The organism is Burkholderia sp. NLJ2 (assembly GCF_049487195.1).
In the GTDB taxonomy this organism is placed as follows: domain Bacteria; phylum Pseudomonadota; class Gammaproteobacteria; order Burkholderiales; family Burkholderiaceae; genus Burkholderia; species Burkholderia pyrrocinia.
Genome location: NZ_CP137809.1, coordinates 549925 through 562974, shown reverse-complemented (window position 1 = coordinate 562974; position 13050 = coordinate 549925). Strand labels below are relative to the sequence as shown.

9 protein-coding genes are annotated in these 13050 nt (G+C 70.7%); 3 read left to right on the top strand and 6 right to left on the bottom strand.

Going from position 1 to position 13050, the window contains the following annotated elements; all coding sequences use genetic code 11:
* Positions 1-15: 15 nt before the first annotated feature.
* Positions 16-372 (bottom strand): DUF3175 domain-containing protein, encoded by a 357-nt coding sequence (locus tag R9B84_RS19100; RefSeq protein ID WP_423760917.1) that lies wholly within the window; start codon positions 370-372, stop codon positions 16-18.
* Positions 373-599: 227 nt separating this feature from the next.
* On the opposite strand from R9B84_RS19100, the gene R9B84_RS19095 reads away from it, so the two are divergent.
* From R9B84_RS19095 to R9B84_RS19085, 3 genes are all read left to right on the top strand, one after another.
* Positions 600-965 carry a hypothetical protein gene (locus R9B84_RS19095; RefSeq protein WP_423760916.1) on the top strand — a complete coding sequence of 122 codons (366 nt, stop codon included), beginning with the start codon at positions 600-602 and terminating at the stop codon, positions 963-965.
* Between the two features lie 174 nt (positions 966-1139).
* Positions 1140-1688, top strand: a complete 549-nt coding sequence (locus R9B84_RS19090; RefSeq protein ID WP_423760915.1) for a type 1 glutamine amidotransferase domain-containing protein — start codon at positions 1140-1142, stop codon at positions 1686-1688.
* Positions 1689-1692: 4 nt separating this feature from the next.
* The gene (locus tag R9B84_RS19085) at positions 1693-2034 is read left to right on the top strand and encodes a DUF1488 domain-containing protein (protein ID WP_423760914.1); all 342 of its coding nucleotides are present in this window, start codon (positions 1693-1695) and stop codon (positions 2032-2034) included.
* Positions 2035-2165: 131 nt separating this feature from the next.
* Here the strand turns inward: R9B84_RS19085 and R9B84_RS19080 are convergent, their stop codons facing one another.
* The 5 genes from R9B84_RS19080 to glgX all read right to left on the bottom strand — a co-directional run bounded on the left by R9B84_RS19080 (position 2166) and on the right by glgX (position 13046).
* A complete protein-coding gene (locus R9B84_RS19080) occupies positions 2166-3416 on the bottom strand; it encodes a phosphatidylserine decarboxylase family protein (RefSeq protein WP_423760913.1) in 1251 nt (416 codons plus the stop codon).
* Between the two features lie 651 nt (positions 3417-4067).
* A complete protein-coding gene (gene treY, locus R9B84_RS19075) occupies positions 4068-6857 on the bottom strand; it encodes a malto-oligosyltrehalose synthase (RefSeq protein WP_423760912.1) in 2790 nt (929 codons plus the stop codon).
* Positions 6854-9061: a 4-alpha-glucanotransferase gene (gene malQ, locus R9B84_RS19070; RefSeq protein ID WP_423760911.1), complete on the bottom strand. Its 2208-nt coding sequence runs from the start codon at positions 9059-9061 to the stop codon at positions 6854-6856. The genes treY and malQ overlap by 4 nt, the downstream gene beginning before the upstream one ends.
* Positions 9058-10923 (bottom strand): malto-oligosyltrehalose trehalohydrolase, encoded by a 1866-nt coding sequence (treZ, locus tag R9B84_RS19065; protein WP_423760910.1) that lies wholly within the window; start codon positions 10921-10923, stop codon positions 9058-9060. Before treZ ends, malQ begins: the two co-directional genes overlap by 4 nt.
* The gene (gene glgX / locus R9B84_RS19060; RefSeq protein ID WP_423760909.1) at positions 10920-13046 is read right to left on the bottom strand and encodes a glycogen debranching protein GlgX; all 2127 of its coding nucleotides are present in this window, start codon (positions 13044-13046) and stop codon (positions 10920-10922) included. The genes treZ and glgX overlap by 4 nt, the downstream gene beginning before the upstream one ends.
* Positions 13047-13050: the final 4 nt, after the last annotated feature.

The following is a 13050-nucleotide window of genomic DNA, read 5'->3' as shown; positions in this document are numbered from 1 at the left end:
CGGTCGCGCGAGCTGTCAGGGCTTGCGGCCGAACGCCTCGCGCAGTTTCCGCTTCGCGCGTTCGAGCGTCGCGCGGCGCGTTTTCGGCAGGTTGCGGCCGGCGCGATTCACGTAGAAGTTCAGCATCGACATCGCCGACTGGAACGGCGACGCCTTGCGGCGGCGGCTGTGTTCGGCCGAGCGCTTCAGCGACGCGGCGATCGCGTCCGGATCGTCGGACTTGAAGATGCCGGGCTCGATGTCGAGCACGTCGCTTTGTTGCGTGACTTCGGCGGACCAGCGCTTGCGGCGTTGCGGATCGGCGCTGCGGGCGCGTCCGGGGCGGCGCGTCAGGCGCTTGCCGTGCGCGTGGGAAACGGAAGCTGAAGGCATTGCAGGGCTCCGTATCAGAGGTTGCAGGGCGTACGGGCCAGTTCGCCGCAATTCGCGTGCCATGCGATGACGGGCGCCGCCGGCGGCACGGACCTTGCGGCGAAGTCCGTGCAGGCGTGCGATTCCGCCCTCTTCATTCACGGCGGAACTTCGCGAAATCCTCATTCGAACCGAACGGCCGGCATGGTTTGCAGCAAGGGCGCGCGGCCACCACGCAGGAGAACACCATGCAATCGAACTCACGGATCAGTCTGGCAGACGACGCGACGGACGGCGACGCGGTCGACGCCGGCGATCTCGATACGACGGTCCGTCTCGACGTCGAAACAGGTACGGTCACGTTCCAGGCGGCGTGGTCGATGGAAGCCGATGCGCCGCCCGATACGGGGCGGCATTCAGTCGTGCTGATGCTCGACTGCGACACGATGGAGCGCTACGCGGACCTCGACGACAGCGCCCGGATGCGCGTGCACACGATGCTGCACGAGACCGTGCAGGACATGCTCGACCGGCTCCCCGACAACGACGACGACTTGACGCTCACGGTCGAACTGACCGATGCGATGCTCGATGCGGCGACTTGCTTGCAGTAATCGTGCCGGGTCGGATTACACGTCGTTGAAATCCTTGCAGCCCATGCGCGGCGACGCGGCACGGGCCGGTTTCGGCCGGTCCCGCCTGTCGCCGTCGTCCGGCCGCGCGCGGCACGGCAATTGCTCCGCGATCAGGACGGCATGATTGATACCGCAACATCGATGGAGGTTTCCATGACCGGCAGACTGGACCATTGCAAGGTAGCGATCCTCGCGGTCGACGGTTTCGAGGAAGCCGAACTTGTCGAACCGCAGCGCGCGCTGTCGGCCGAAGGCGCGCAGGTCGACGTGATTTCGCAGAAACACGGCGAAATCCAGGGGTTCAGGCACGTTGAAAAGGGCGAGCGCGTGAGGGTCGACCGCACGTTCGACGACGCGCGCGAGGGCGACTACGACGCGGTCGTGCTGCCGGGCGGCGTCGTCAACGGCGACGCGATCCGGATGATTCCGGCCGCACGCGAATTCGTGACGGCGGCCGTCGGCGCCGGCAAGCCGATCGCCGCGATCTGCCACGGCGGATGGCTGCTCGTGTCGTCCGGGCTCGTGGACGAGCGCACGATGACGAGCTGGCCGAGCCTGCAGGACGACATCCGCCATGCGGGCGGCAAGTGGGTCGACGAGGAAGTCGTGCGCGACGGCAACCTGATCACGAGCCGCAAGCCCGCCGACCTGCCGGCGTTCAGCGGCGCGCTGGTCGACAGTCTCGCGTCGCGGAGGGGGTGATCCGATGCCTGCCGATTCCGTCCGCCGCGTGACGATGCCCGATGCGCCGCCCGAGTTCGACGGCGCGGCGCTGCAACTGTGCTTCACCGTCGACGTCGACGGTCAGCCGGAACCCTGCGCGATCACGGCCGAGGCGCTCGAGGATCATTTCGGCGCGGGCTCGGCGCTGGAAGCCGACCTGCTCGACGCGTTCGAGCGTGGCCGAGCGCGGATCGAAGCTGCGTGCGCGGATGTGCTGGCGGACGGCAAGGGCGGCGTGGTGCTGCACAGCGGCTATTTCCGCGCGCAAGGCAGTGCGGCGGCGGGCAGCGTGAAGGCCGGCCTGTCCCGTTTGCGGCGCTCCTGATCGAAGCGCCGTTTCCGACGCGTTCGACCCGCGCTCGCGTTCGATCGCTCGCGTTCAGCATTACACATTGTTGAAAACTTTCCACGGGCGGCCGGACGCTGCGCGGTGCGGACGCGCGACCTACGCGACGCTCATCGTGCGATCGCGACGGACGCATTGACCGGCACGACGGGCGTATCGCCGTCGAACGGCGGCGCGTGCGGGAAGCGGTCGATCACGCCGGCCTCGAACAGCAGGCAGTAGGTCGAGCCGCCGAACTGGAAGCGGCCGATCTCGTCGCCCTTGTCGACGCGCTGGCCCGGCACGACCTCGATCACGCACGACGACACGTCACCCATCCCGACGAACAATGCCGCCACGGTGCCGATGCCCGGATCGTCGCTCGCGATCGCGACGATCGCGCGCGTGGCGACCGCCGTCATGTAGCCCTGCGAGTCGTTGAGCCCGGCCGGGTTCGGGCCTTCGGCTTCGGCGACCGAGTAATAGGTGCCGTCGATCCGGTACGCATGCGTGACGACGCCGCGCACCGGTGCATGCCAGCGATGGTAGTTGTATGCGCTCAGATAGGCCTGGTAGAGATCGCCGCCGACGAAGCGTTCGGCGAGCGGTCGCCCCGCGCGCGTGAAGATGTCGTGCAGCGAATACGGCTGCGCCTTGATCCAGAACGTGTCGCGCATCTTCACGTTCGTTTCGGTGTGGTACGGCGCGGCTTCGCACGCGCTGACGATCACGTGCGGATCGTCCGGCGACTCGACGGGCCGCGCGCCTTCCCGAAAGCGCCGCGTGAAGAAGTCGTTCCATGAATCGAAGCCGAGGTGCGGTTGGTCGTCGCGATACCGGAACTGCGACAGGCCGATGCGCTTGCGCGCTTCGTCGCAGAACCAGCCGTCGGGCGCCGACGCATCGAGATGCGCGCACGAATGCGGGCCGCCGAGGAAGTCGCACCACACGTTCAGTACGCGTTTCAGGTGCGCGTTGACGGCCGCGTCCCGAAACACCGCGTGGCCCGACGGCATGCACATCGGCCAGTCGACGAACGCGTTCAGCGGGCACACGATCAGGCTCGATTCGCTGAACGGCGGTGTGTAGGTCATCAGGTGGTCGATCACGGTCATCAGTTCGCCGATCGACGTGTAGCCGAGCCGGTGGCCGGATTCGACCGCCTCGTCGATCGCGCGGGCGAGGCTCATGCGCAGCACGGTGCGGTCGTCGAACAGCCGCGCGAGCGCCTGCACGGCCGGCGTGCGCAATCGTTCGCCGGCGTGTGCGCGCGCGTCGGCAGCGATCGTTTCGCGGAACGCGGCCACGTGCGCTTCCTCGCGGGTCAGCCATTCGCCGAGCCGGCGGCGCGCGGAAGGCGGCGTGTTGGGGGCGGTCGGCATCGTCGGCTCCTGCGGCTGGATTCGGTATGACCCTGCAGCAAGAAGCTTGCCCGCGGGCGGCATCGAAATTGCGGCGGCCTGTTCAGCGGTTTTCAGTGATTCAGTGACGCGGGAGAGCAATGATGAGTGCGGGTTCGAAGGCGCGGCAGACGACAGGCACGGCATCGGCCGACGAGCGCCGGGGCAGCGGGCAGCCTACGGTGACGCCGACGCGCACGCGGGTTCGTGCGGCAAAGCCCGGCGAGCCGCGACGATCGAAGGATCGCGATGCGAAAGGGACCGTGACCGCGGGCCATGGCGACAATCCGGGTGCGCCGCGGTGGGAGGACGACGGCGGGACGATGCCGCCGGACGAGTGGTCGTGATGTCGGGCGGCTTACTGTCCCGCCGGTCGTTCCGGTCGGTAACGACGGACTATTGCGCCATCGCTCGATTTCCCGCCGCGAAAGGCCAGGGATACCGCGACATCACAGTTCGCGATCAGCCATGCAGCCCCGATTGGATCGTCGGGTAATTCGACCATATGAAAGCTTCCTGCTGTCAGGCGGGCCAGCCGTTGCGCAAAATCGATTATGAACGCCCGTTCCGGGCACAAATCGATTTTGGGCGTACAAAAAACGATTATCCGCGGACCGTTTTGCATAAATTCGATTATGACCGGGCGATTGAGGGATCCCGATCCGTTGGGCGAACCGCGACGAGTACGGCAACAGGCATCGCAGCCAGACAGTGATCGAGCCTGATCAAGCCATCCGGCACATCGATGCCGTCCCGCGCGTTCAGCCAGTCCATCCAGGGCCCTTTGACGCCACGCGACAACACGACCGCCGTATCGCCCCATCGCGCGGGCTCCACGCGCGGCAACCGCGGCACATCGCCGAGCAGCCCGCACGCAAGACGCGTCGCGACAACCACGACCGTCGCCGCATCGTCGCACCGTGCGAACGCAATCGCGTGACGCCTGAGCGCGCCGCGCACGCGCAACGGGACATACGCACCGTTGGCGAACGTCGCCGGCCACCGCGCGCGCAGCGCGAGCATCCGTTCGACCAGCGCCCGCTTCACGCGCGCATCCGGCCAGGCCGGCAGGTACGACGCAACCGGCCCGTCGACGCGCTCGGCTGCCAGCGCCGCGAACGGCACGTCGCGCCGGTTGTCCGGATCGACGAGCGAGTGATCCCATCGCTCGGTACCTTGATACAGATCGGGCACGCCGGGGGACGCGATCCGCAGTGCCGTCTGCGTCAGGCTGTTGACGATGCCGGCCGGCGCGATCCGCGCAACGAACGCATGCAGCCGGTGCGCGAAATCGCCGGCGCCGCGCGGCGTCAGGATCGCGCGGACGAACGCTTCGCAAGCGCGCTCGTAGTCCGTTTCGGGCGCGAGCCAGTCCGTATGCCGCTTCGCTTCGCGCAGCGCCTTCGTCTGCCAGCGCACCACGCGCTCGGCGAGCGCCGCGAGCCCCGCCGTGTCGTCGGGCGCCAGCGACGGCGGCCAGCAGCCGACGAGCGTCTGGTACAGCATCGCCTCGGCGGGCGGCCCCGGCGCCCACGCCAGGTCGCGATGCGCGCCGCCGCGATGGGGCCGGTTGAGCGCGGACCAGTCGAGCGATGCCGCACGCCATGCGTCCGGCATCTCGCTGAGCACCGCGAGCCGCGCGCGCGCATCCTCGCCGCGTTTGTGGTCGTGCGTGGCCGTCGCGACGAGCGTATGCGGCACGCTTCGAGCGCGGCGCCGGTTGCGCGCATGGAACGCGCCGCGCGACAGGCTGAAGTCGCTCGCGTCGGCGCCGACCTCGTTGCGCGACAGCAGCCGTCCGTAGCGATAGCAGGCCGTATCCTCGACACCCTTCGCGGCGAGCGGCGCGGTGAGCTGCGCGAACGCGACGCGGGCCGCATGCAGCGCGGCGGCGTTCGCGCGCGGCACGCGTACGACCGGCAACCCGAGCCACGCGGCGACACGATCGAGCGCGTGGCGGTCGGCCGGATCGACGGCCGCGCAAGCCCCTTCGTACGCATGCGCGAGCACCTGGCGGTCGAGGTCGGCGGGCGCGTCGTCCTGCGCCGGATACATCCGGTATACGGGCAGCCGTATCGCGAGTTCGCCCAGCACGCGCTGAATCGCGACCAGACTGACGTCGCGCGTCGCGGGCGACGCACGTGCAATGCCGTGCAGCGCTCGCGCGACGCGCGCATGCTCGGCGGCGAGCTGGCGCATCAGCACGCGCCGCTTGCCGTCCAGCGCTTCCCGCGCGAACGTGCGCGACGAGCCGGACACGGCCGCCCAGTGGGCGGCCAGCGGCGCGGCGCCGGCCGGGTCGTGCAGCAGCGCGCCGACGTCGTTCATGAAGTCGTAGCCGGTCGTGCCGTCGACGGCCCAGTCGTCGCGCAGCGCCTCGCCGGGCGCCAGGATTTTTTCGACGACGACGTACGGCGGCTCGTCGCGCTGCGCCGCGAGCTGCGCGTGCAGTCGCCGGCAGTACGCGCGCGGATCGGCGAGCCCGTCGACGTGATCGACGCGCACGCCGTCGATGTGCCCGGCCGCGTAAAGGCGCAGCGGCAGCGCATGGACGGCGTCGAACACCGCATCGTCGTCGATGCGGATGCCCGCGAGCGTCGCGATGTCGAAGAAGCGCCGCCAGTTCAGTTCGTCCGCGGCCGTGCGCCACCACGCGAGCCGGTAGTGCTGGCGTTCGAGCAGCCGGTGCAGGCACGCGCGAGAGCGTGCGTGGCGCGGATCGGCGCCGCTCAGCACGGCGTCGAACGCATGCGGGCCGTGCTCGATCGCGAAATCGCGCAACGCGGCGTGCGCGGCGGCCAGCCGGGCGCTACCGCGCGCCGGCACGGCGCAGAAGCGTTCGGCGAGCGCGTTCAGGTCCGCGCGGTTCGCGGTGCACAGGATGTCCGCATAGGTCGCGGCGGCCACGGGCAACTGCCGCCCCGGGCACGCAACGAAGAAGCGGCCGGTCGCCGGATCGGCGCCGAGCGCGATGTCGCCGGCCGCGAGCGCGTCGCCGTATGGCGTGCCGAGGCAGGGCAGCAGCACCTTGCCGTCGAGCGCCGCGTCGGGCGGATGCCAGTCGATGTCGAAGCAGCGCGCGTACGGGCTCGCCGGCCCCCATTCGAGCACGTCGTTCCACCAGCCGTTCGACGCGCCGCCCACGCTCATGTGGTTCGGCACGATATCGACGATCACGCCGATGCCGCGCGCGCGCAGCGCGCCGACGAGCCGGACCAGGCCGGCTTCGCCGCCGAGTTCGGCGCTGACCGAGCCGTAGTCGACGGTGTCGTAGCCATGCAGCGAGCCGGGCTCGGCCGTCGAGACCGGCGACAGGTACAGGTGGCTTACGCCGACGCGCGCGAAGTAGTCGGCGTGCGTGGCCGCATCGTCGAACGTGAAACCCGCATGCAGCTGAAGCCGCAGCGTCGCGCGCGGCGTCATGCGTCGTGCTCCCGCGAGCGGCGCGCGTGCACGACGGCCGCGATGCGCTTGCGCACGTCGGCGTCGAACAGCGTGTCGACGGTGCGCGGCAGGCGCCGCAGCCAGTTCGGATGGCCGCACGGCGGCCCCGGCAGGTTCGGCTGCGCATCCAGCCCGAGCAGATCCTCGAGCGGCAGGATCGCGAGCGGCGACGGGCTGAGCGCGACGTACGCGAGTATCGCGCCCACGGGCGGCGCGTCGGCCGGCGGCACGGCGCTGTCGGCGGGCACGCAACCCGCGTGCTGCAACGCGTGCCACAGCGCCGCGCGTTCGGTTGCGCGTTCCGCCTGATCGGCGATCAGGTTGGAAAGGGATGCGGGCGGGGGCGTGGCGCCATCTGCTTCCGTGCGGGGTACGGTGTCATGCCCGCCGTCGGCGCTTTGCGCGATGTCGTCCGCGTCTTGCGCACTCGCGTCGCCCGGCGCGCTTTCGACCGCGCCGTTTTGCTGCTTCCCGGTGTCGGCCGCCACCCGCCGCCACGCCAGATCGACTCCGCGCCACCAGCCGGCCACGGTCGGCAAATCGTGCGTCGACGACATCGCGATCGCATCGCGATCCCACGTGGACGGCGGCCGGAACGCGCCGTTCGCATCGCGCTCGAACCACAGCACGCGCATCCCGGCGATCCCTTGCGCGCCGAGACGTTGGCGCAAACCGGCCGGCACCGTGCCGAGATCCTCGCCGATTGCGATCGCGCGATGGCGTGCCGCTTCGAGCGCGACGAGCCGCACGAGATCGTCGACCGGATAGCGCAGGTATGCGCCGTCGCGCGGCGTGCCCCCGTCCGGCACGATCCACATCCGCGCGAAGCCGAGCACATGGTCGATGCGGATGCCGCCCGCATGGGCGAACGCCGCGCGCAACAAGTCGATGAACGGCGCGAAACCGTCCACACGCAGCGCGGCAGGTGTCCACGTCGTGACGCCCCACGCCTGGCCGGCCGCATTGAACAGGTCGGGCGGCGCGCCGAGCGATACGCCGCGCAGCAGCGTCGCGCCGTGCGCCCATGCGTCGCTGCCTGCGCGATCGGAGCCGACCGCGAGATCGGCGATCAGTCCGGTCGCCATGCCCGCGCCGCGTGCCGCATGCTGCGCGTCGCCGAGTGCGCGCGATGCGCACCATTGCAGGAACGTGTGGAATGCGATTGTGTCGGCATGCGTGTGCGCGAACGCATCGACTTCGGCCGATGACGGCGTGCGCCACGGCGCCGGCCATTGCCGCCAGTCCGAGCCGATCCCGTGTTCGACGCAAAACGCCTGCAGCGCGTCGAAACGCGCATGCGCGTCGAGCGCCGCGCCGCCGGCCGCGCGAAAGCGCTGGTAGGCGTCGCGCAACGGGGCATCGTTGGCACGCCATGCATCGAAGCCCGCGCGCAGGCGGCGCAGTTTCATCGGCAGCACGCGCGGCCAGTCGATCAGCGGCGCGTCGGCCGCATCGTCGCGCGCGTGAAGCACGGCCGCGGCGTCCGGCACCGCATCGCAGTCGAGATACGCGACGTTGTGCCAGCGGCGCGACGACGGCGAATACGGGCTGTCGTGCGCGGGCAGCGCCGGATAGCCTGCGTGCGTCGGGCTGATCGCCACCGCCTGCGCGCCGTGCCGCGCCGCGTGCGCGGCGAGCCGCGCGAGCGCGGTGTAGTCGCCCGCGCCGTCGTCGCCGGTGCGGCGCAGGCTGTAGAGCTGCGCGGCGATCCCCCAGCGGCTGCCCGCATCCGCCGCACGCGCGAACGCGTGCAACGGGGGCGCGCGCGGCGGCGCGATCGCGAGCCCGATGCGCTGCTCGCCGATCTCGAGCGCGTGATAGCCGGGCATCGCGAGCGGCGGCAGCGTGCCGTCCTCGCCGGCACTGCCCACACGACCGTCGACGTAGCCGCCCGTTTCGAGCGCGACCCGGAAGCGCGTGCCCGGCGGCGCGATCGTATGCGGCAGCGTCAGCGGCAGGCCGGCTTCGCCGGTGACGATGCGCGGCGGCGCCGCGTTCGCATCGGCGAGCGCCGCGGCACTGCCGACGCGCTGGCGCGCCGTGCCGCACGGCCAGCCGAGTGCGTCGACGAGCGCGGCGAGCGCATCGTTGGCCACCCGCCGCGTGACGCCGCCCGCGTCGGTCCAGTCGGTTTCCAGTCCCGCGGAACGGGCGAGTTCCGCGATCGATACGTCCGTGGTCATGATCGGTCCCGCCCGTTCGTGCGGTGATTCAGCGCATCGTGGTTGACCGCGCCGTCGCGCCATGCGATGCATGTGCGCGGCGGCAGGCGCAGATCCCGCAGCCGGTCGCGCGCGCGCGGCGGCGTCTCGAACACGATCTTGCCGACCGGCAGCCGGGGCAGCGCCGCGTCGTGCGAGCCGAGGTTCAGCGCGATCGTCAGCGTGCTGCCGTTGCCGAGACGCCAGCGAGCGGCGAGCGCTTGCGGTTCGCCGTCGCCCGCGAGCAGCTCGACGCCGAGCGCACGCGCGCCGGCCAGGTGCGGCGTCACGAGCGCTGCGCGAACGGCCAGCGCGCTGCGGTAGAAGTGCCGCCATGCATCGGCGTCGGGCCATGCGTCGTCGGCCGGGTGCTTCGACAACGAGCGCACGAACGTCGCGATATCGTTCGGGTCGGGAATCGCATCGCGATGCGCGGGATCGGCGAACGCGGGAAACGCCGCGAATTCGCGGCGCCGGCCTTCGCGTACGGCGTCGGCGAGCGCGCCGCGATAGTCGGTGAAGAACTGGAACGGCTGCGTGCTGCCGTCCTCCTCGCCCATGAACAGCAGCGGAATCTGCGGTGCGAGCAGCATCAGCGCGGTGGCCGCGCGCAGCGCGTCGTCGTTGGCGAGCGTGCGCAGCCGTTCGCCGAACGCGCGGTTGCCGATCTGGTCGTGGTTCTGCAGGAACGTGACAAATGCGGTCGGCGGCAGGTGCGTGCTCGGCTCGCCGCGCGCGGCACCGTCATGCAGCGGCGACGGTTCGCCCTGGTACGCGAACCCTTCGCCGAGCGTGCGCGCGAAATGGCGCAGCGGCGCGTCGGCGTACGCGCGGTAATAGCCGTTGCGCTCGCCGGTCAGCAGCACGTGCGCGCTGTTGTGGAAATCGTCGTTCCATTGCGCGTCGAAGCGCCCGGGCCCGAGCAGGCTCGCCGCATTGCGTTCGTTCTCGAGCACGAGATGCACGTGGCGTGCGTCGCCCGCATGCGCGCGCACGCGGCGCGCGAGCTCGCGCAGCCACGCATCGTCGTCGATCGCATGCGCGGCGTCGATGCGCAGCCCGTCGAAACGGTATTCGTCGAGCCAGTAGAGCGCGTTGTCGATGAAGAACGCGCTCGTCTGCGCGCATGCGAAGTCGATCGCGGGCCCCCACGCCGTTTGCCGGTCGGTGCGGAAGAACGCGGGCGCGTAGCGCGGCAGCAGGTTGCCGTCGGGGCCGAAGTGGTTGTAGACGACGTCGAGGAACATCTGCAGCCCGAGCTCGTGCGCGGCGTCGACGAGCGCCTTCAGTTCGTCGGGCCGGCCGTACGACGCATCGGGCGCGAACGGCAGCACGCCGTCGTAACCCCAGTTGCGCATGCCGGGGAACGCATTGACGGGCATCAGCTCGATCGCCGTCACGCCGAGCGCGGCGATGGCCGGCAGGCGCCGCTCGACGCTCGCGTAGCCGCCGCACGCGCCGACGTGCAGTTCGTACAGCACCGTCTCGTGCCACGGGCGGCCGCGCCACGCGTCGTGACGCCAGCGATAGGCGGCCGGATCGACGACCTGGCTCGGGCCGTGCACGTCGTACGGCTGGAAACGCGACGCGGGATCGGGCACGGCGAGACCGCCGTCGAGCAGGTAGCGATACAGCGTGCCGGGGCCGCACGGCGCGACCGCGTCGAACCAGCCGTCGCCGGCGGCCGTCATCGCTATGGATGGCCCGCCATGCAGTTCGACGGCCGCGGTGCGGCTCGCGGGCGCCCACAGCCGGAAGCGTGTGCGGCCCGCATCGATGCAGGTCGCGCCGAACGACGATGCGAACGCGTGCGTGCCGGGCGAACGGGGGGAACGGGATGTCATGACGGTCCTCGCGAATGCCGGTCGGGCGGCACGGCCGCGACCGCGATCGCGGCCGCGTGCGCGGCGACGTCCAGACCGGCGGCCGGCCACGCGCGCGGGCCGGCGTCCGGCGTGGCCGTGTCGACCAGCACGCGGTAGTCGAGCACGGGCGCGGGCGGCGCGAACGTGATCGTCTCGGACGACGCGTTCAGCATCACGAGCAGCGTCTCGGTGCGCCCGGTGCGGCCCAGGCCGACGCGCCGCATCGTCAGCGCGCGGCGCTCGCGGTCCTGCCACGCGGGCACGGTCATCGCGTCGCCGCGTTCGTCGAACCAGTCGATCTCGGCCATGCCTGGCGCGCCGTCGCGATCGCCCGACGGATAGCGCGGCGTCGACATCACCGGGTACATGCGCCGCAGCGCGGCGAGCCGCGACACGAAGCGCATCAGCTTCACGGCTTCGTCGCTGCGCGCCAGGTCCCAGTCGAGCCAGGACAGTTCGTTGTCCTGGCAGTACGCGTTGTTGTTGCCGTGCTGCGTGCGGCCGAATTCGTCGCCGGCGACCAGCATCGGCGTGCCGAGCGCGGTGAACAGCGTCGCGAGCATCGAGCGCGCGACGCGCGCGCGCACCGCGTGGATCGCCGCGTCCGTGGTCGGCCCTTCGACGCCCCAGTTCGCGCTGCAGTTGTCGTCGCGGCCGTCGCGGTTGTGCTCGCCGTTCGCGTCGTTGTGTTTCGATGCATACGTCACGAGATCGGTGAGCGTGAAGCCGTCGTGCGCGGTGACGAAATTGACCGACGCCCACGTATGGCGCCGGTGATGATTGAACAGGTCGGCCGACCCCGCGAGCCGCGCGGCGAGCTCCGGCCGCTGGCCCGCGTCGCCGCGCCAGAAGCGCCGCACGGTGTCGCGAAAGCGGTCGTTCCATTCGGCGAAGCCGGGCGGATGGCGGCCGAGCTGGTAGCCGCCGGGGCCGAGATCCCACGGCTCGGTGATCAGCTTGCGCTGCGCGAGCACCGGGTCCTGCCGCAGCGCGTCGAAAAATCCCGCGCCGGGGTCGAAGCCGTGATCCTCGCGGCCGAGCGTCACGCCGAGATCGAAGCGGAAGCCGTCGACGTTGAACGCGGTGGCCCAGTAGCGCAGCGAATCCATCACCATCTGCACGACGCGCGGATGCGACAGGTTCAGCGTGTTGCCGCAGCCCGTCTCGTCGACATGAAAGCGATGGTCGTCCGGCACGAGCCGGTAGTAGCTCGCGTTGTCGAGGCCGCGCCACGACAGCGTCGGGCCAAGCTCGTTGCCTTCGCACGTATGGTTGTAGACGACGTCGAGCACGACCTCGATGCCGGCCGCGTGCAGCTGGCGGATCGCGATGCGCATCTCGTCGAGCCGCCGCGTCGCGAGATACGACGGCTCCGGCGCGAAGAACGCGGCCGTGTCGTAGCCCCAGTAGTTGCGCAGCCCGCGGTTCACGAGCGCGCGCTGCTGCAGGAACGCGTGGATGGGCAGCAGCTCGACCGTCGTCACGCCGATCGACAGCAGGTGATCGATGAACGCCGGATGCGCGAACGCCGCGAACGTGCCGCGTTCGGGCACGCGCAACCCGGCACGGCGCATCGATGCGCCGCGCACGTGCGTCTCGTAGATCACCGTGCTGCGCCACGGCACGCGCGGGCGCCGGTCGGTGCTCCAGTCGAACGCCTCGTCGACCACCACGCCTTTCGGCATCGCCGGTGCCGAGTCGCGCCGGTCCATCGACAGGTCCGCGCGGTTCGAATGCACGCGATAGCCGAACAGCGCGTCCGCCCAGCGAAACTGGCCGACCAGCTTGCGCGCGTACGGATCGAGCAGCAGCTTGGTCGGGTTGAAGCGATGGCCGTGCTGCGGCTGGTACGGGCCGTCCGCGCGAAAGCCGTACACGGTGCCCGGATGCGCGTTGGGCAGGTAGCCGTGCCACACCTCGTCGGTGCATTCGGGCAGGTCGAGGCGCGCGAGTTCCTTGCGGCCGGTCGGATCGAACACGCACAGCTGGATGCGCTGCGCGTGCGCGGAAAACACCGCGAAGTTGGTTCCGAGGCCGTCCCAGGTCGCGCCGAGCGGATAGCGGCGGCCGGATTCGAGACGGGCGGGCAGGGCGGTCGGCATGGGG